Consider the following 19,974-nt stretch of genomic DNA (forward strand, 5'->3'; position numbering starts at 1 on the left):
CTGGCTGCTGCGTCTTACTGGTTGGCCGCTGCGTTGCGGTTACCGGTGCGCCAACGGATGCCGGCGTCGATGAAGTCATCAATGTCGCCATCCAGCACGGCCGAAGTGTTGCCCACTTCGTGTTCGGTCCGCAGATCCTTGACCATCTGGTAGGGGTTCAGCACGTAGGAGCGCATCTGGTCGCCCCATGAGGCTTTGACGTCCCCTGCCAGTGCCTTCTTCTCTGCGTCCTGCTGTTCCTTCTTAACCAGGAGCAAACGGGACTGCAGCACGCGCATGGCGGCTGCCCGGTTCTGGAGCTGGGACTTTTCGTTCTGCATGGAGACCACAATGCCCGTGGGAATGTGGGTCAGGCGTACTGCGGAGTCAGTGGTGTTAACGGACTGCCCGCCCGGGCCGGAGGAACGGAAGACGTCAACCCGGATCTCGTTGTCGGGTATTTCGATTGAATCCGTCTGCTCGATCAACGGGATGACCTCAACGGCTGCAAAGGATGTCTGCCGGCGACCCTGGTTGTCGAACGGACTGATGCGCACCAGCCGGTGAGTGCCGGCTTCCACACTCAGGGTGCCGAAGGCGTAGGGGGCCTTGACCTCGAACGTGGCGGACTTCAGGCCGGCTTCTTCAGCGTAGGACGTGTCCATCACCGTGGTGGGATAACCGTGGCGTTCAGCCCACCGCAAGTACATTCTCATCAGCATCTCGGCAAAGTCGGCTGCATCGACTCCACCCGCTCCGGCCCTGATGGTCACCACGGCTTCGCGTTCGTCGTACTCGCCGGAGAGCAAGGTGACTACCTCAAGCTCCGCGAGGGCTTTGCGGATGGACGCCAGCTCTTTGGCGGCCTCGGCCATTGAGGCTTCGTCGCCTTCATCCTGCCCAAGTTCGACCAGGACCTCGAGGTCGTCAATCCGGGCTGCGAGCTTTTCGAGTCGTTCGACTTCCGATTGGCGGTGTGACAAACGGGATGTCACCACCTGGGCCGATGCGGGGTCATCCCAGAGGTCCGGGGCCCCGGCCTGCTCGCTCAATTCGGCGATTTCAGCCTTGAGAGCGTCAACGTCAGTGACGTTTTCGATGGAGCCGTAAGTTGCTCGAAGTGCGCGGATTTCTGCGGGAAAATCTATGTCAGCCATGGTTATCCCAGCGTACGCTATCCATCAGGCTCCCTTGGCTGTCCGGCTTTTGTCCGTAGATTCATTACTGCGTGAGCCTCGACCGCGCCGTCGCCCTGACCTCGACGACGATTCCATCCGGCACCAGAAAGCTGATCACCGGCGGGTGGGCGACGGACCTGAGAACCACCACTGCCGTCCCGCCAGGCTCACTTCCGGTTCCCTCCCCCACTTCCAATCGCTCGTGGCCTGCGAAGGCGTTGCTTTTCCCAAGATATGAGCCTGCAGCCGCCAGCACCCGGTCATCCATCAGAGAAACAGCAGGTAGGCTCCCGCCCTCCAGGTCACCCACCAGGTACGAGTCTGCGGCTGCGAGCGCGGCTCCGTCAGCCAAGGACAAGAGCTTCTTGTGTTCCAGGTACACGGAGGAAGCGGCCATCACCACTGTGGCCAGGAGCAGTGCCAGCACCACATATCCGAGAATCAGCACTGTAATTTGCCCGTCATCGCGGTGGAGGACGCCATTGCGAGGCAGAATGCCAAAGCGATGCGGGCCGCCGTATCTGCGTCCCCCGGGAGGCATGGACGCTGTGAGGGGTCGAGGACTTCTTACGTTTTGTTCCCGGGTCATTGGTAGCGACCCACTATCTGCGTGGCCGAGGCGGACACCTTACTGGCGCTGAGCTTCAGGGTGTCACCAAACGGGACCATGGGAAGCAGAACATCGAGGTGGACAGTAACGGTGACACTTGCCCCTGCTGTCAGACAATTTTCCCGATCACACGAAATCTCCACGGTGGCCTGATCCGGCGTATGCCCGTAGTCGGCCAGCGCCACAATTACGGACTGCTCCGCCGCTTTCCTCGCGCTTGCCGGGTCGTGCTGAAGGACGAAAACTTTCGCGGCCTGGTCGGCCGCTCCGACCACTCCAAACGATGCGCCCTGGATTTGCCCAATGGTCACCACGAAGTAAATCAGTGGCACCATCAACAGGACTGCGAGAAAGGTAAATTCCACGACGGCGCTCCCCCTTTGTCCTTCGATGTTCCGGGCGCGACCTTCGACCGACAGTTCGGATAAGCACAGGACGTAGCACATCCTTAGCCGGAGCGCTTTGCCAAATGAATGTGCCGCTTCAACCAAGAAGGGCGGCATGGCCGTGCACCTCCATCAGGCCTTGAGGTCCAACCAACCCGAGGACCGGCATCGGCGCCTTCACCGTCACCTCCAGCGTGCGGATGCCGTCCATTACCTCTTCGCTCGTGGTGATGCTTTGTGCGAAACCCTCGTTCAGGGCCGCGGTAATCAGCTCCGCCGTCCGGGCTTTTGCCTCCAATGACGTCCGGTCGGCCAGCGCGCCGTACCTCGCTCCCGAAGCTGCAGCGTCAACGAGCGTGTTGCGTACATGCAACACCAGCATCAGTTGAATGACCGACATGCAGAGCAGGGTCAACAGCGCTCCAACCAATACGTAGTCCACCACAGCCGTTCCTTGTTCTCGGGTGGCTCGGGTCGAGCCTGAAGGGCGAAGGACAGTGGAGAACAGGGCCTGCCCCTCCACGCGGCCTATTTGCCCACCTTCGACATGGCCTGAGTGAACAAGTCATTCAAGGCAGGTGTGGCGAGGGCAAGAAGTCCAGCGACCAAGACCGCTGACATGAGTGTGATCATGACCCATCCAGGCACGTCTCCTCGTTCTTGCTCCTCTGGCTGCGGTGCCGCCCGCAAAACGAAGTCAGTGAGCAAAGCCCGCCCCGACACGGTACGGACTGGTGCAATGGGCGACCTGCTGGCAAATGTTTTCATGATTCTCCCCAATAACGGTGATACGGCGTTGTCGCTGTGGTGCTGAGTGACAGTGATGCTGTGTTGTTGCTGTATTGCTGTGTTGCTGTGTTGTGACTGTGGCGCGCTGCTGCTCCCGCTTGTTCCGGGCCGCATTCCTGCAGGAGGAGATGCAAGGGACTAGAGGCTCATCTGCAGGGCTGCGATGGCTGGAAAAGCGGCAAACACGACCGTTAGTGGCAGCACACCGAAGACGAGGGGCACCATCATGGCTATCTCCTTGCGGCCTGCGGATTCCATCAGCTCCCGCTTGGCGGCATCCCGGACATCGGCGGCCTGTGCCCGAAGCACATCTGCCAGTGGGGTCCCGCGTTCGACAGCCACCACCAAGCCATCAAAGAACCTGACCAGTGGTGGTAACTCTGCGCGGCTGGAAAAGGACTGAAGTGCTTCCGCCAGAGGCTTGCCGGACCGGGCATCCGCAAGAATCAGCGCGAACTCGTTGGAGAGTTCCCCTTGGGAGCTACGGCTCACCCGGTCCATCGCGCCCATTGCGCTTTCGCCCGCAGCTACGGCCAGAGCCATCAGCTCAGCAAGGCTTGGAAACTCGGACAGCATCCTTCTCTCACGTCGCTTGATCTGCTGCCCCAGAACCATGTCGCGGAGCACATACCCTCCCAAGGCGGCCCCAACTACCAAGACGCAGGACACCGCCGGATTGAACTGCCCGGATGCCGCGCGTGCTGTGACCACGAGCAACGCCACGACCAGACCTCCGCTGGCCCAAAGGATCTGCTCGACCCTGTAGTCAAGGATCGTTTTGGAGGACCCGGAGCGGGCCAGCCTCTTTGCCGCGACGGCGGAGCCAACGTTCAACCGCGACATGTTTTTCACCGCGTCCCGAAAGATGGGGCGAAGGATTCGTTCCAATGTTCCAAAAGGTGTGAGGTCCGGCTCTTGCGCAAGCAGGAGGCGTGACTCGAGGTTCCTGGATTTCAGCTGAGGGCTGATGCGCTCCGTAAAAGTCATTCCCCGCAGGAACGGCAGACGCGTCAAGACGAGCCAGCATCCAATTCCAAGGACGGCGCCGGAGACCGCGGCCCAAGCAGTCGACGTACTCATCGCAGAACGCGTTCATCATCAGGCAACGCACCAATACAAAGCATCAAGGAATAGCAGCACACGGAAACCAGCAAGCCAGCGAGAAGCACCATTGCTCCCACGGTTGAGTTGTAGGCCGGCATCGCTTCCGGACGGCTGGCCATCAACACCAGGACGATCCACGGGGCCGCGACTGCCAACCTCGCAGCGTTGACGGTCCATGATTGCCTGGCTTCCAGCTCACTCCGGGTGCGGGAGTTGTCCCTGAGGAAGTCGGACAAAGTCCCCAGCATTCGGCCCAGGTCGGATCCGCCAACCTCGCGGGTCATTCGAAGGGCTTCAATGATGCGATCGGCCACCGGGTCCGCGAGACGGTCCTTAAGCCTGTCCAACGCAGTCTCAAAATGCCCACCGGAGCGGTAGTCGGCACCAAAATCCAGGAAAAGCGGCCGCAATTCCTCCGGTCCTTTGGATCCAAGCTGAATGAGCGCTTCAGGCAGGGCAAGGCCAGCGCGAATAGCCGAGCGCAGGTGGTCCACGACATCCGGCCACAACAAGCGAAGCGCCGCACGACGCTTTCGCGCCCTCCGCCTCACGATTGCCAAGGGGGTCCAGGAACCGAACAACCCGAAGCATAGCGCGACCACCGGCGCCCTTGTGATGAGGAAGAAGACCGCCATGACTGCACACCCAAAACCCCCGCAGCTGAGGAGCAAGGCAGATCCTGTGACCTTTTCAATCCCTGCTGACAAAAGCAATTGGTCCAGGCGGCGTCGTTTCTTTTTCCGTGGCCTGGCTGTCGGTTGATCCCAGGTGGACCACCAGATAAGGAAAAGCCCCAAGCCACACAGAATGCCCAGGAGAGGCGGCATCAGTTCACCTCCAACAGCGCGGAGACGTCGAAGCCTGCGCGGGCAAACTTTTCCGCAGCGGGCATCGCGTTGGGCCTCGGCTGCAGTTGGCCTGCTGACATCCCAAAGACAGTGGAGGATTCGATGATCCCGTTTTCAACCCTCCGCCCCAAAGCGAGGACCTCCGTTATCTGCCTTTTCCCTGTCGGATGCCTGCCGCAATGCACCACCAGATCAATGCACGACGCCACTGTGGGGACCACAAAGGCACTGGCAATGTTGGCTCCGGCGAGAAGGGGCAATGTGCAGATCTTGGTTACGGCGTCGTGGGCAGAATTGGCATGCACAGTGCACATACCGGGAAGCCCGGAGTTGAGGGCGATGAGCATGTCCAGGCTTTCGGCTTCGCGGACTTCGCCCACAATGAGCCTGTCCGGCCGCATTCGAAGGGCTTCCTTGACGAGCCGCCGCAAAGGGATTTCGCCCTCACCCTCCAGATTCGGTTGACGGCACTGAAGTCCTATGACATCCCGTAAGGGAAGCTGGAGTTCAAAGATTTCCTCCACAGTGATGACCCGCTCGCGTGAACCTATGTGCGCTCCCAGGCAATTGAGAAGGGTGGTCTTTCCCGCCTGCGTGGCGCCGGAGACAAGAATGTTGAGGCCGCTCGCTACTGCCGCGCCCAGGAACCTCGCAGCTTGTGGTGTCAGGCTGCCGAGCTCTACCAAGTGCTCCAGGCGGCTGGCGCGCGCGGTGAACTTCCTGATGTTCACCGCCCAGTGCCTCCGGGTGATGTCCGGGATTGCCACATGCAGCCTCGAACCGTCCGGAAGTGCGGCGTCCACGAAGGGCGATGACAAGTCCAGTCGTCGTCCGGAAGTTTTAAGCATTCTCTCTACCAGGTCCCGGACCTGCTGCTCAGTGAGGCTGATCGTAGTCAGCTCGGATTCACCATTTCGGGCCACGTAGACCTCGTGGGGAGCATTGATCCAAAGCTCCTCGATCGACTCATCGTCCAGAAGCGGCTGCAATGGCCCGAACCCCGCGACAGCGTCGTAAATCAGACGACGCGCCGACTCGAGGTGACCCAAGGGAGGAAGCGGAGCGAGGAGGGCCCGTTCGTCGTAGTCGTTGACTGCCGCGTCCACCAGGCTTCGGACATCACCAGCCTGTTCCAGTGGATCCAGGCCACGACGCCGGATGAGCTCCCTGACCTCCCCCTCGACGATCCTTACAGCATCCACAGCTCTCCCCCGATGGTCACGATTGCGTAAACGAGAGGCGCATCTCGAGTGACTTACGCTAAGCGAGCCCAAGGTCCGCCTCAAGTCAGTCCGGACGGCATGTGGATAACTTGGGATCACTGGTCCCGGGGGCATCGTGAATCCCACTAGTCACTCCTGTTTCAGAATGTTAGGGTAAAGCCCGTTAGGAGCTGGCCTTTGGTCTCACGCGCAGGCGCCCCGGAGCTTGTCCCTAAGCCACACCATGCACCGCTGAGCCGCGGTACAGGGCCGGATGTGATGATGAAACGTAATTTTTTGGACCCGGTCGGACGCATCCCCATGGTGCGGGCAGGGCTGGCGCTCACCGTCGCCCTTACGGCAGGCAGTTTCCTTTGCGCGCCCGCATGGGCACAGACATCCGGTCCGCAGCCGGCGCCCACTTCTGAGGCTCCTGGCGGCGGATCATCTCAGGGCCCCCAGCCGGCTGGGAATGGCCCGGCTTCACCTCCGGTTGAAAGCACACCACGGCAAGGAAAGCTCCCTGACCAGCAAGCGCCGATCACCGGCGTCGAACTTACACCCGGTGTAGCGTCCCAACCTGCGCCTGACCCGGCCGGCAAAGCCGAAGCGCAGGCCACAAAACCCAAGTCCATGCCTGGTGACGCACCCGACGCCGAGAGTATGAAGGCCGCCATGCGCGCCGCCATCCCGGCCGGCGGCGCGGAAATGGGCCAGCGCTCCCCGAGGGTCGTGACGAACAAACAGGATAAAGAGGCGGCGGCACCGGCCCGAGGCAAGGCCGTAGGAGCAGCGGTCAAGGCCACGGTACCGATGGCGGCAGACACAGGCCACTGGCGGCCCACCATTGGAATCCAAGGGCAGGACGTGAGCGCACACCAGGGCAACGTCGACTGGCAAAGCCAATGGAGCCAAGGCTCCCGGTGGGCCTACGTCAAGGCTTCCGAGGGAAACTACTACCTCAACGAGAACTACACCCAGCAATACAACGGTTCACGGAATGTTGGCATGGTTCGCGGCGCGTATCACTTCGCCATCCCGAACTGGTCATCCGGAGCAGACCAAGCCAGGTACTTCGTAGCGAATGGAGGTGGCTGGTCGGCCGACGGCTACACTCTTCCTCCGGTGCTTGACATTGAGTACAACCCCTACGCGGGCCGGACCATCAACGGCTTCTATTTCGGCAACACGTGCTACGACATGTCCAAGGCCCAACTGGGTCAGTGGGCTGCCGACTTCGGCAACACCGTCAAGGCCTTGACCGGTCGATTCCCCGTCATCTACAGCACGACCGACTGGTGGAATACCTGCGTAGGCAACAGCACCTTTGGGAGCTACCCGTTGTGGATTGCTTCCTATTGGAACAATCCCACCAATTCGCCGGGCTCGCTGCCGGCCAGTTGGAACGACTACTCAATGTGGCAGTACAGCAGCACGGGCCCCTTCGAAGGCGACTCGAACATCTTCAACGGCACCTTTGATGAGCTCCGTACCTTTGCCCGGGGTGTTCCGACCCCTTCGAATCCCTCCATCCGTTCCGGAGCGGATGTGCTTGCGGTGATGCCTTCGGGACGACTCGATAATTTTCCAGCCGACGGCCAGGGACGTATCTCCGGGCCCGTGACCATCGGCTCCGGCTGGGGCAACGCCCTCTCCGTCCACGTCGTTGACTGGAACCAGGACGGAGTCCAGGACATCCTGGCCCAATGGGCCGACGGAACACTCCAGGTTTTCCGCGGCACTTCCGGCGGCGGCTTCAGCACGCCCATCCAAGTGGGCAGCGGCTGGCAGGAAATGTCGCTTGCCACCGGATGGTGGAACTCGAAGGATGCCTTCCCTGGAGTCATTGGCCAGGACGGCAGCGGCAACCTGTACCGATACCAGAACGCCTCGGGCGGTGCTCTGGGCGGCGGTGTCCTGATAGGTACCGGATTCAGTGGGCACCAGTTCAATCTCCTGGACTTTGACGGCGATGGCAGCCAGGACCTCGTCTCCAGAACAGGCGACGGAACGATGCGGTTGTTCCGCAGCAACGGGCTCGGGTCCTTCCTTACAGAGCCGGCACGGGTCATCGGAAACGGATGGTCCGCCATGACTTCAGTCAGCTCCGCAGCGGGCTTCAACGGCTCCGGCTCGCAAGGACTGCAGGCACGTGCCGCCAACGGCGATCTCTACTATTACCCTGCGGTGAACGGCTCGTGGGGTAACCGCTTCCTCACTGGTCTCGGCTGGAACGATGCCCTGCTCATTGGTGGTGCCCCGGTCAACGTCGAGGCAACACTGGGCGTGGATGAACCCGATGTCCTTGCCATCCGGCAGGACGGCAATCTTTACCGGTATGCGGGCTCAGGTTCCGGCGGACTCACCTCTCCCGAACTGATCGGGAAACAATGGACGGGATTGAAGGCGGGCTTCCTGACTGATTGGAATGGCGACGGCGCATTGGACATCCTTGCCCAGTGGAGTGACGGCCGGCTGACACTCTACCCGGGCTTCAAGGGGGCCGGCTTCGGCTCTCCCATCAGTCTGGGTACAGGCTGGCAGGACTGGACGCTGACCGTCGGGACGTGGAAGAAGTCCGATCCCCGGCCAAGCATTGTGGGATACGACCCCGCAGGCCGGTTGTTCCAGATCGGCAATCCATCAGGCGGGGCACTTGGAACGCGCACCCAGATCGGGACCGGCTGGTCAGGCCTGGACATAGTCCAGATGGATTTCGACAAGGACTCAAACGCCGATCTCCTGGCTAAAACCGCTTCGGGAGACCTCATGCTTTACCGGTCGACCGGTACCGGGAGTTTCATCCCGGAAGCTCCGGCAACCATCGGTACAGGGTGGAATGTCATTAACAGCTTTGGCGCAATCCGAGGATTTGCTGGAGCGGGTTCAACCGGCATCATAGGTCGAACAACTGGCGGGGAGCTCCGCTATTACCCCGTTGGGCAAAACCGTGCATGGGGTCCAACCAGCGTCATCGGATCCGGCTGGACAGGGCTGAAGATCCTCTCCCCCGCATCCAGGTAGCGCCAGGCAGCCAACAAACGTCGACTGGCGAAGGGCCCGCAAACTCCACAACGGAGCGAGCGGGTCCTTCCTGTTTTTCGTAGCAAAGCATCGCAATTGAAACAAATGATGTTCGCTTCATTGGATAGGCCTCATATTCCGGATTGCGTGATCTAATGAAGGTGGTCTCACGTATTGGCTGTTCAGCGCAATGGGAAACGGGCTTTGTTTGGGGGCAAACGAAGGTCACCATTCCGCACAATCAAGGAGTGATCTTTCATGGCGTTTACCGTTTCTACGGCCAAGGTCAGCATTTCCCCACCGTTGGATGTCAACCCATACATGGCGGGGTACGGGACCCTCGACGGTGGTCGCGAGGCTACCAGCAGTGCACCTTACGAATCCCTGTGGGCCAGGGCAATAATCCTCTGGGAAAACGGCTCGCCCAACCTGATCATGAGCGTGGACATTCTGGCGCTGCCGCACTCACTCCATCAAAGCGCCCGGGCGAGAATCCTCCAGCTCGCAAACTGGAGCAACGGGGACATCCTGATCCAATCCACCCACACACATAACGGGCCGGTGGTGGTTGATACCCTCCACCCGTTCATGTGCTACGGCCTGTCGGATTTGTCCATGGTGGAAACGTACAGCCAACAGCTCGAAGACGACCTCGTGGATGCAGCCCAAAAAGCGCTCAACAACGCCCAGACGGCAGTGACTCTCGACTACAAAGTCACCACGGCGAGTATCGCTTACAACAGGGCAGGTCTGCCGTACCTGGAAGACACCGTTCCCGTTATCGTCGCGCGTCGGGCAAACGGCAAAGCGAGGGCGGTCATTTTCAATTACGCATGCCACCCTGTAGCTGCCGGCATGCGCACACTCTTTGACGGTGATTTCCCGGCGGGGGCCTGCAACTACATCGAGAACAACAACACGAACTGCTTTGCGCTCTTCCTCCAGGGAGCGGCCGGAGACCAGAATCCCATGGGCGAACCCAGCTGGGAACTTCGCGACGAGTATGCCACCAAGCTGGGTTCGGCCGTCTCGATTGCCATGCAGACCCCCGGAAGGACCATCGGCAGCCCTCTCCAGACGAGCTATCAAGAGGTACAGATTCCCCTGGACATCACGCCCACAGCCGGCAACCTGGCGGCCGTGCGCGCGGCCTACGCGTCCAGGCTGCCCAACCTGGATGGAAATCCGGCCTGGTATGGACGCCACGCCCAAGTGATGATCGGACGGATCGACAGCGGAAGCTACTCCACCTCCGTCACGTGCCCCTTCCAGGTTTGGAAATTCGGCGGCAGCCCACAACTGAAAATCGGCATAGTGGGCGGCGAACTCGTCAGTGGCTATGCAGCGTACTTCCGGTCAAAGTACGGCGGAGCCAATGGCGTCATTGTGGGCGGCTACGGCAACGAATCCTGCTACTACCTGCCCAGCGCCCAATTCCTGCCTCCCTATTCGGTGGGCGGCAGTTACGAGGGCGGATGGGATCCTGACTACCCTGGAATCGCTGGCGGATCCATGACCGTCTACGGCCACATCGGCCACTTCCTCGGCGGTACTGGTGGCGTGGAAGCCACTGTCATCAACACTCTGAACTCAATGCTCGCCTAGGCAGGCATACTTCCGTCGAAGGCCTTGGCCAACAAGCCAGGGCCTTCGACGTACCGCAGCACGTCCTGCGGACCTCTGCCGCGCAATTCGTAGCGGTATCGATACCCAATTCGCCGGGCAATCTGTTGACCCGGCCATTCGCTCCGGACAACCATGGAGCTGGAGGCCACGATGCGATTTCATAACCTTGCAGCGGTAGCAGCAGCTGTGCTGCTGCTTGCTTCGGGCTGTTCCTCAGCTCCAGGAGCAACACCTTCGAGCACTGCGCCTTCCACATCAGCCCCCACGGTCCCGACGTCACCATCACAGTCCGCGCCGCCGTCGGAAACTTCTGCTGCACCCACCAGCGGGCAGGGACAAGGCAGCGGACAGGGCGCCGGCGACCCGGACGACTCCGGCCGGTTTTCCTATACCTGTACCAGTCTGAACGCAGTCCCCGAGACCACATTCTCAAGCCTGGCGGAAGTCTGGGCCTCATCGGGTTACCTGCGGCTGGACTCCTGCACAGCCAACTACGACGGGCCGCAGCCCTATGAGCCCACAGATGACGAGGCCCATGTCATTGCCGTCGCGGCGCCCGGAACGGACCCCGCACAAGGCCTGGACAGCTACCTGGCAGCACTGGGGCTGTGTACCCGCGTCAGCGATGATTCTGCTTCGGACATCTTCGGTGGAAGCAGTCGGCAGTTGCTGAAGGCAGCAAGCGAGCTGTGCCCCAAAGCGCCCCAGGGAAAGATCATTGCCCTATGGGCTGCGGGTGCCCGCGCTGGAGACGGTCAGCATGTAGTAGGCGACGGCGGGCTGGCACCCGGAAGCTTCCACCTCCGGAAGACGCCGCCGGAAGGCTGCACTTGGAGTGTCAAGGGACCAGATGGTGGTCAGAAAGCGGCCGGAAACGCTGCCGAAGGCCAAAGCGGAATTCTTCTTGCAGAAAAAGACGTCTTAAGTAGTGACAAATGCGGAATTTGGGAGAAGATGGAGTAATGCAGCCGGCAACGGCTGGGGCGAAAATCCAACTGCATGCGGAGCTGGGGAGCATCCGAATGAAGTGGGGATCCCTCGGTGGATATGCCAAGACGCGCTGTCGTCCAGTTTGGCCTTGCCGGTCTCGTTCTTACGGGCTGCTCTGTCCAAGTCACGCAAAATGTTGAGCCGTTCAGGCTGGGCGTAACGAATGCCGGCGATGCCGACACTCCTCGGCCCGAAAGACCGGAACCGGTCAAAAGATACAAGTTTGACTGCCGCGGGGCCGATGGAAAATCGCTCGTAGTGTTGTCGAGCCTTCCTGAAGTCTGGGCCAATACCCAGTACAAGAAATTCGCCGACGTCGGCGTCAGCTATGTCGGCCCTCAGCCCCAGGTTCTGGAAGCCGAAGAAAACGCCGCAGTCAATGTTGCCATTGCCGCTGGCGCATCCGGCGCCCGGACCGATATCTGCTTGGCAATCGTCAAGGCATGTACCCGTAGCAATCCCCCGACCATCAGTACGGCGCTGTACGGGCTCGGCGGTGCACCCATAGTCAAAGGTGCGCTGACGTTGGCCCCCATGGCCCCGCAGTCGGCAGTCCTGACCAAGTGGCTGAAGGAAGTGGCGTGATGGAACAGTCCACAGCCCGGAAATTCTCCCAGCGCCTGCTCCGGGGCAAGAAGCTGACCACAATCCTGGCGGCCGCTGCACTGGCCGCGGCCGGAATGACCGCCGTCGTCTCCAGCACCCCGGCCTTTGCCGACCAGCAGCGACAAGTGGTTGGCACGGGCCTCACGAAACCTGCCGGGGCCGTGGTTGACCCCATTGGCCGGGTATGGGTCTCAGACAGCGTGGCGGGTTTCTGCCGGATGTCCGAGCCAGTCAACGGCCAGCCCGGCACCTTGGAAAAGGCGACCTGCCTCGGCGGCACCCTGCCCGGAGCCACCCCTGGCCCAAAGGTGCCAGGGGTTTCGGTGGTCCTCGACCCTACCCCGGCCTCCGTGGGCAACGGTGACGAGACTGTCTTCATCCCGGACTCTTCAGTGGGCAGTGCACATCTCGTGCGGGCCGTATGGAATCCCCCGTTGGACCTGTTTGAATACAGCAGTACGCTGACCGTCTTGGACGGCGATGTCAGGCCAAATGCGGTCAGCGACGGCCCGGACGGCAACATCTACCTTTCCTTTGCAAACGCCCGGTCGATCATCAAAATCGTTGATCCAACCATCAAGCATCCGAGCATCGAGTCCATCGCCTCTGTCACTACAAAGGCCCTGGGCCTCGTGGCCGCCGGTTGGGACAGCAACGGACACGCCAGCGTCTACGTGTTGGAAACCACTGGACTCCGCGCATTTTCCGCTCCGGACGACGGCGACATGACCAACTATGTGCCGTTGACCTCCTACAACGTGGGCGTGGCTTCGGCGATCTTCTATGACCACGAAGCCAACATCATCTACACAGGCACCAGCAGTGGCGTCACCGCGGCCGATGCCGGGAAGGACAAGATCTCCAGGCTGAATCTCAGCACTGGAGTCGTGGACAACTCCTGGGCCTTGGGCTTCAGCAAGATCAGTGGCCTGGGAATGCGGGGCGGGCAGTTGCTCGCGCTGGATGATCCTGGACAGCTGAACGCCACGCCGGCTACCGGACAAGGAAAGATGAGCCTCCTGGGCGGAGTCAAAGCCCAGATCACTTCGGGCCCGACGCTCGCCAATGGTGCCCAATCACCCAATACCGCTTTCACCAACGACACAACGCCCACCTTTGGCGTGAGTGCCGATCCAAGCGGCAGCGCTTTGGAATGCTCCGTAGGTGGGGCCTGGACAGATTGCACCGCCGGCACTTACACCTCGGCGGTTCTGGCAAACGGACCACAAACATTCTCGGTCCGGCCGGCACCAGCAGGCGTTCCCGTTTCCCGCACGTTCACCGTGGACACAGTGGCACCTGCTGCTCCTGTCTTCACTGCACCGAACAGCGGACAAGTGGTGAATGGCAAGCCCGTACTCGGCGCGACCTTCGAAGCAGGAACGATACTGAGTTGCTCAGTCGATTCCACAGCTGACGCTGACTTCAAAGCCTGCGTACCGGGCGACACCTTCACGCTGACAACAGCGGGTGCACACACCTTGCGGATCCGGAGTACGGATCCTGCCGGAAACGTCGGCCCTGCTGCTGCCTTGACTGTGACAGCGGATCTGACAGCACCGCAGGTGGCGATCACCGCCCCCGCCAGTGGTGCCACAGTGGGTGCCGGGTACCAGTTCCAGTTCGCTTCCACCTCACCGGACGTGGCCGGATTCCGCTGCCGGTTGGGAACGGATGCCTTCACTGCATGCACCTCACCGAAGGTTTACGCGGACATCGCCAACGGCCCGAACAGGTTCGAAGTTGAAGCCCGGGACGGAGCAGGCAACACGACCGTGGCCGGGGTGAACTTCACGGTCTTTGTCGCCGACACAACGCCGCCAACCGTGACAGCAGATCCCATAGGAGGCACCTACGGCCCGTCGAGCAAGATCACGCTCACGGCAAGTGAAGCTGACGCGAAGATCTACTACACCGAAGATGGCAGCACACCCACCACGGCAAGCCCGCAATACACGGCTCCAATTGCGATGGGGAGCAAGACCCTGAAGTACATCGCAGTGGATGCCGCGAACAACGCCTCAGCACCGCAGTCACAGGTGTACGTGTTGGATAACGTTGCGCCAACTGTCACGGCCAACCCCCAGGGAGGCAATCTCGCCCTGGGACAAAGCGTCACTTTGACTACGGAGTCCGGGGCAAAGATCTACTACACAACGGACAACACCACTCCGACTATCTCCAGTCAGGTTGGTACCACCACGGTCACGGTCACACCGACTGCGACCACTACAGTGAAGTACTTCGCCGTTGACACTGTCGGAAACCAGTCCGCTGTAGCCTCGCAGACCTACACGTTGCCTGCTGCCCCAGCCAACACCTGGAAGGACTACAACTCCGATGCCAAGAATGACATCCTGGCGCGGGACGCGGCCGGAACGCTGTGGCTGTACCCGGGCAACGGGACGGGCGGCTGGCTAAGCAAGATCAACACCGGAACCACGTGGAACAACTACAACCTGATCGTTCCAACGCGGGACTTCAGCGGAGACGGCCGGAGCGACGTCTTCGCCCGGGATGCTGCCGGACAACTCTGGCTCTTCAAAGGCAACGGAACAGGCGGTTGGCAGCCGGCAGTTTCTGTTGGAAGTGGTTGGAGCGCAATGACCGCAGTTGTTGCCCCGGGTGATTTCAACGGCGACGGCAAATCGGATCTCCTCGCCAGGGATTCTGCCGGCGTCCTGTGGCTCTACAAGGGCGACGGCCTGGGTAAGTTCACAGCTGGGGCAACCCAGGTTGGGGCCGGCTGGAACGTCATGAACTCCATTTTCAGCACAGGGGACTTCAACGGCGACGGGAAGACCGACATCCTGGCTCGAGACACCGGCGGTGCGTTGTGGCTCTATCCCGGCAATGGCACTGGCGGCTGGGGCACCCGCACCCAGATCGGCAGCGGTTGGGGCGGCATGACGGCGCTCCTCGGACCAGGCGATTTCAATGGCAACGGCAAGTCCGATGTCCTCGCCCGGGATGCCAGCGGCAACCTCTGGATCTATCCGGGTAATGGCACCGGCGGGTGGCTTGCCTGGAGCCAGGTAGGCAACGGTTGGCAGGGATTCACCTCCCTCCCATAGCGGATCCAACCGCCCGGCTTGCCGTTTCGAGGGGTGCATCGGAGAATATCCGGTGCACCCCTTTCGTTGGCCGGGTTCCGTGGGCCCATCCGTGCTTCCGCAGAACGTTTGCCGGAATGAACTAGACTGAGGGTTTGCAAGGACCTCGTGACGCCAGAGTTGCGGGCTGCGGCTGGCGTCAAGAATTCGTCGGCACGAACTACCGAGGAGAGTCTTGACTTTCGACCAGGCAGGCCAACCGGATCTCTCCGTTGTGATCCCGGTCTATAACGGAGAACGGATATTGGCAGCAACAATGGCGCGCCTTTCCGGCTATCTAACCAGTGGCAACTCCGAGATCATCATCGTGGAGAACGGATCTTCCGACAACACACTCAAGGTTGCCCGCGAGCACGCGGTGGACACTCCACACGTGACATTCCACGTTCTCCAAAGCGAAAAAGGGATGGGAAACGCGTACCGGAGGGGCATCGAGGCCAGTTCCGGACGCCGTGTCCTCCTGACCGCCGATGATCTTCCCTTCGGGACCGATGATCTTGACGAGGACGCGAAGCTCGAACCAAAACCGCATGTGGTCATAGGTTCCAAAGCGCACAAGAATTCAAAAATCCAGCGCAGCCCCCTCCGCGGACTCACCACTTTCGGGTTCAAGACTCTCCGACAGGTGATACTGGGGTCCAAGGTCGGTGACTCCCAGGGAACGCTCATCGTCGACGGCGGCTGGTTGCGGAACATGGTGGACCGTTTTGACGATCCTGGTTTCCTTTTCAGCACCCAGGTTGTCTACGCCGCCGAAAAACAGGGCTTCGACATAGTGGAAGTGCCCGTTACTTTGGCGCCCGATGACGAACCCGGCGAAACCACCATCCGGACTGCCGACGTCGTAAAGATGTTCAAGGGTCTGGTTGCCATGCGCCGGCGCAAGAGCGAACTGGCAGCTGCTCCCAGCGCGGGGACACACGCCCCATGACGGGATCGATCGCAGAAACACCGTCGAACGACAACGACGTGAATTTGGAACAGCCTCCGGTCAAGACCACCAAAGCCAAACTGGTGGATTTTGCCCGTCGCGCCCTGGTGGTCATCGTCTTTGCCGCTGCGGTGTACTTCATCGCAGTCCAATGGCCACAGGTCCAAGCCACGGTCTTTGCCCTGCAATGGTGGCAGGTGCTGCTTTCGCTGCTTGCCCTCATCCCCGGGGTTCTTCTGGGCATGTACATGTGGCGGGTTGTCATGGCCAGCCTGTTGAGGTCTGTTGACATCGAGCCGCAGGGCCTGGTCCTGAACCAGATCTACCTCGTAGGCCAGATCGGTAAATATCTTCCCGGCTCCGTCTGGGCGTTCGTCCTCCAGATGGAGCTCGGCCGAAAAAACGGCATCGCACGGGCCCAGGTCTTCGTAGCTTCCTTGGTCAGTACCGGCATCACCATCGGCGCAGCTTTGGTGGTTGGAGCTTCAGCCCTGCCAATCCTTGTCCAGCGGGAACCGAACCTGCAATGGTTGTACGTCATCCTCCCCGTCGTGATTCTGGCGATGAACCCAAACGTTGTGACCTTCCTGGTCAACTTCGTGCTCAAGGTATTCCGCCGGCCACCGCTGCCTGAGCGGATACAGGCCAACACCATGGTCAAAGCCTTCATCCTCGGCGTCCTCATGTACCTGTGCTTCGGCCTGCACCTGTGGATCCTGGTAGGTCACGAGGCAACCCTGGACCTGGCGACGTTCCTGGTCCTCACCGGTGCCCTCGCTCTCGGGATGACCCTCGGGGTGCTGGCCTTCCTGCTGCCCGCTGGAGTTGGCGCACGGGAAGCCATCCTGATCCTTGCCCTGGCGGGGATGATGAGCGCCGGTGCCGCAACCGCAATCGCCGCGCTTTCCCGGATCATGTTCACTGTTGCGGACCTGCTCTGCGTAGGAATCGCCTTTGTGCACTTCCGGTGGCGGCAGTCCGCTTCCAAGTCCCCCGGAGATTCCACCTCAGAGCCCAGCTGATGCTGTGGGTCTTTTCCACGCCCGGGTGTCTACGATTCCCGGGCGTTCTTCGGGCCAATAATCAAACTTATGCCGCGCGCTAAGGAGCAAGGTACCACCATGACAGCAGTAACCTCCGAGGCCACTGCCCAGCGCCCGCCTGTCACCAAGCGGCGCTACTTCATGAAGCATGATTGGCATTGGGGCATTGTTACCGCCGTCATCGCGGCCATCTCGTCCATCATCCCCAGGCTCTTCAATCCCACGTTCTACTACTGGGACGACATGATGCAGTCCTTCCTTCCCTTGTGGCGGCACATGGGTGAGGAGATTCGTTCGGGCAGATTCCCCTTGATGGAACCGGGGGGCTGGGTGGGCGGCAACATTGTGGCCGAGGTCGGTTACGGGATATTCAATCCCGTAAACATCGTCAACTCGGTCATTGTCTCCAACTTCGAGAACCTGTCGCTGGCGAGCTACTTCATCATCGTCCAGTTCATTGCCCTGTTGGCTTTTGGAACGTACATGCTCGCCCGGGACTACGGGTCAAACAGGCCACTGGCCCTGGCTGCCGGTGTAGCGATTCCGTTCAGCGGCTTCACCCTGTTCTACGAGGCGGCCCGCTGGCCCGGCGGTCTCATGGCCTTTGCCTGGATCACGGTTTTCTGGTGGTCAGTGCGCCGCTACGCCCGACGCAACACCTCGCCCTTCCTTCCGTTCCTGCTCGGCTTCCTCACCATGACAGCCGGCAATCCCTACGGAGCCATCGGCGTCATTCTCGTCTTGGCAGCGGTGGCCGTCGAGCTGATGCTGATGCGGCACTGGCGACGCCTTATCCCGATTGTCATCGTGGGCGCTCTGGTGGGCCTGACTGCCGTCCTGGTGTACTTCCCCTTGCCCCTCAGCTCTGCCGTAACGGTCCGTCAGCAGAATGAGATCCTGAACGATCTCTTCCTCTCGCCGGACATGTCTTCCCTCCTGACGATGAGCACCTCGTCCATGAGGCCCCGGATCAACAACTTCTGGGCTCCCATCGACAACGTCCCCTCAAGCTACTTGGCATGGTTCGTTCTGCCCCTGCTTCCGTGGTTGGATTTCCGCAGCTTCAGGAACCGGTCCCGCCAGATCTTCAGCATCTATATCATTACGGGAATCTACTTCCTCCTGACGTTTGCCCCGTCACAGGTTCTGGTCTTCCGCTGGCCCATCCGTCTCATCGAGTACGTGTACTTGGGCGTGATCGTCCTTGTCGCCGTAGTGGCCTCAGCAGGCTTGAAAACCACCGCCTGGAAGAAACGGTTGTTCATCACCGTCGCGATCCTCGGCTTCGGAACCTACCGGGCCTGGTCCATGGTTCCGGAGGGCGGCAAGTGGCAGTTCTTCACGCTGGCCGTGACTTTGGTGCTAGTTGCGCTTGCGATCCTGGGATGGAAGCGCTTCGGTTACCGGGGCCTTGCCGCCGTCATGGTGGTCGGAACCATCGCCACCTTGGGCATGCAGTCCCGTCAGTTCGTCCCCAACAATGCAGTTGCAGGTATCGGCTCTCCCGTGGATGCCGATACCCTCCGGGATGCCACCAGCAACTACAAGGGAAACACCATCCAGGTCTTCAACACCATGAAGATCACGGGCGCGGAATTCACCGAGGGACGGCTCCTGTACGGCAACCAGATCCTCAACGCTGACGTCAACAACAGCATGGGCCGCTACAGCGGAATCAGCTTCACGACGTACGTCAATGCCTTGTGCATGAACTACCGCGGCGAAACGTGCCCGCTGGCCTACACTGAGCTGTTCAAACAGGCATCGCCTGAAATCGACGCCACTCTGGCTGACGTCCTTCAGGTTGAAACCGTCGCCGTCCAGAAAACCCTGATCGCTCCGGACCAGCTGGACATCGCGCCGGGATGGTCGGTTGTTGCATCAGACGAGACCCGGACCATCCTGCAGCGCCAGAACCCCTTGCCACACCCCGGCACTGTCTCATGGGTTTCTGACGGCATCACCGTCCAGGACTCAGTGCGGACAGGGAACGACGAACACGTCCAGCTCTCTGGCAACGGCAACGCTGGAAAACTGACCTTCGCGCGGCTCGCCTGGCCCGGTTACACCGTCAAGGTCGACGGCGAGACTCAGAAGCTCACGCAGGGACCTGCCGGCGTCATCATGGTGGACATCCCCGCCGGCGCCAAGTCCGTTGACATTTCCTTCACGACGCCGGGACTCACCATGGGACTTGCCGCCCAGGCAGCTGCGTGGTTCGGGATTCTGCTGTTCACCGTATTCCACTATGTGCGGCGCTACCGCCGCGGAAAGTCCGCTGAGCAGGTAGTCGCGGAACCGGCCGAAAAGGTCACCGTGTAGCCAGGGCATCCCAGTCCGGGAAAAGAGCGTCCACGCCTTCGGGTTTGGGCGCTCTTTTCGTTCGCAGGGGTCTCACTGTCCACCTGTTGGCAGTTGCCCTGGGAAAGCCGGGTTGCGGGGTCACCTATCTTGCCGGCGCCCTATGGCCCCTTGTACGTGACCGCGGGGCGCAAAAAAGGCCACCGTACCTCTGTGAAAAGAGGTACGGTGGCCTTTCTGTGTT

At 60.9% G+C, this 19,974-nt stretch carries 16 protein-coding genes; 8 read left to right on the plus strand and 8 right to left on the minus strand.

What is annotated here, in order from left to right; genetic code table 11:
- Positions 1-14: 14 nt before the first annotated feature.
- The 8 genes from prfB to PYR64_RS12070 form a co-directional block, all read right to left on the minus strand.
- Complete coding sequence (prfB, locus tag PYR64_RS12035) at positions 15-1,136, minus strand: peptide chain release factor 2 (protein WP_018776403.1); 1,122 nt, start codon at positions 1,134-1,136, stop codon at positions 15-17.
- A 64-nt stretch (positions 1,137-1,200) separates the two neighbouring features.
- Complete coding sequence (locus PYR64_RS12040; RefSeq protein ID WP_345799332.1) at positions 1,201-1,605, minus strand: pilus assembly protein TadG-related protein; 405 nt, start codon at positions 1,603-1,605, stop codon at positions 1,201-1,203.
- Between the two features lie 137 nt (positions 1,606-1,742).
- Positions 1,743-2,132: a hypothetical protein gene (locus tag PYR64_RS12045; protein WP_345799333.1), complete on the minus strand. Its 390-nt coding sequence runs from the start codon at positions 2,130-2,132 to the stop codon at positions 1,743-1,745.
- A 118-nt stretch (positions 2,133-2,250) separates the two neighbouring features.
- Entirely contained in the window at positions 2,251-2,598 is a 348-nt protein-coding gene (locus PYR64_RS12050; protein ID WP_275775413.1) for a TadE/TadG family type IV pilus assembly protein, read from the minus strand.
- Positions 2,599-2,681: 83 nt separating this feature from the next.
- Positions 2,682-2,921: a hypothetical protein gene (locus tag PYR64_RS12055; RefSeq protein ID WP_110503932.1), complete on the minus strand. Its 240-nt coding sequence runs from the start codon at positions 2,919-2,921 to the stop codon at positions 2,682-2,684.
- Between the two features lie 159 nt (positions 2,922-3,080).
- The gene (locus PYR64_RS12060; RefSeq protein ID WP_189075164.1) at positions 3,081-4,022 is read right to left on the minus strand and encodes a type II secretion system F family protein; all 942 of its coding nucleotides are present in this window, start codon (positions 4,020-4,022) and stop codon (positions 3,081-3,083) included.
- On the minus strand, positions 4,019-4,873 hold the full coding sequence (locus PYR64_RS12065) for a type II secretion system F family protein (protein WP_275775418.1): 855 nt from the start codon (positions 4,871-4,873) through the stop codon (positions 4,019-4,021). Before PYR64_RS12065 ends, PYR64_RS12060 begins: the two co-directional genes overlap by 4 nt.
- On the minus strand, positions 4,873-6,096 hold the full coding sequence (locus tag PYR64_RS12070; RefSeq protein WP_275775420.1) for an ATPase, T2SS/T4P/T4SS family: 1,224 nt from the start codon (positions 6,094-6,096) through the stop codon (positions 4,873-4,875). Before PYR64_RS12070 ends, PYR64_RS12065 begins: the two co-directional genes overlap by 1 nt.
- Positions 6,097-6,375: 279 nt before the next feature.
- Here PYR64_RS12070 and PYR64_RS12075 point away from each other — a divergent pair, with 279 nt between their 5' ends.
- The 8 genes from PYR64_RS12075 (at position 6,376) to PYR64_RS12110 (ending at position 19,751) form a co-directional block, all read left to right on the plus strand.
- Entirely contained in the window at positions 6,376-9,120 is a 2,745-nt protein-coding gene (locus PYR64_RS12075; RefSeq protein WP_275775422.1) for a GH25 family lysozyme, read from the plus strand.
- Between the two features lie 258 nt (positions 9,121-9,378).
- Positions 9,379-10,725: a hypothetical protein gene (locus tag PYR64_RS12080; protein WP_018776412.1), complete on the plus strand. Its 1,347-nt coding sequence runs from the start codon at positions 9,379-9,381 to the stop codon at positions 10,723-10,725.
- Positions 10,726-10,896: 171 nt separating this feature from the next.
- Positions 10,897-11,709 carry a hypothetical protein gene (locus tag PYR64_RS12085; protein WP_275775426.1) on the plus strand — a complete coding sequence of 271 codons (813 nt, stop codon included), beginning with the start codon at positions 10,897-10,899 and terminating at the stop codon, positions 11,707-11,709.
- A 285-nt stretch (positions 11,710-11,994) separates the two neighbouring features.
- The gene (locus PYR64_RS12090; RefSeq protein ID WP_229778544.1) at positions 11,995-12,321 is read left to right on the plus strand and encodes a hypothetical protein; all 327 of its coding nucleotides are present in this window, start codon (positions 11,995-11,997) and stop codon (positions 12,319-12,321) included.
- Positions 12,321-15,416: a chitobiase/beta-hexosaminidase C-terminal domain-containing protein gene (locus tag PYR64_RS12095; protein WP_275779948.1), complete on the plus strand. Its 3,096-nt coding sequence runs from the start codon at positions 12,321-12,323 to the stop codon at positions 15,414-15,416. The genes PYR64_RS12090 and PYR64_RS12095 overlap by 1 nt, the downstream gene beginning before the upstream one ends.
- Before the next feature lie 214 nt (positions 15,417-15,630).
- Positions 15,631-16,386 carry a glycosyltransferase gene (locus PYR64_RS12100; RefSeq protein WP_200942028.1) on the plus strand — a complete coding sequence of 252 codons (756 nt, stop codon included), beginning with the start codon at positions 15,631-15,633 and terminating at the stop codon, positions 16,384-16,386.
- Positions 16,383-17,408 (plus strand): lysylphosphatidylglycerol synthase domain-containing protein, encoded by a 1,026-nt coding sequence (locus PYR64_RS12105; RefSeq protein ID WP_275775430.1) that lies wholly within the window; start codon positions 16,383-16,385, stop codon positions 17,406-17,408. Before PYR64_RS12100 ends, PYR64_RS12105 begins: the two co-directional genes overlap by 4 nt.
- Positions 17,409-17,507: 99 nt before the next feature.
- Positions 17,508-19,751, plus strand: a complete 2,244-nt coding sequence (locus PYR64_RS12110) for a hypothetical protein (protein ID WP_275775432.1) — start codon at positions 17,508-17,510, stop codon at positions 19,749-19,751.
- Positions 19,752-19,974 lie beyond the last annotated feature (223 nt).

The organism is Paenarthrobacter sp. Y-19 (assembly GCF_029223985.1).
GTDB lineage: Bacteria > Actinomycetota > Actinomycetes > Actinomycetales > Micrococcaceae > Arthrobacter > Arthrobacter nicotinovorans.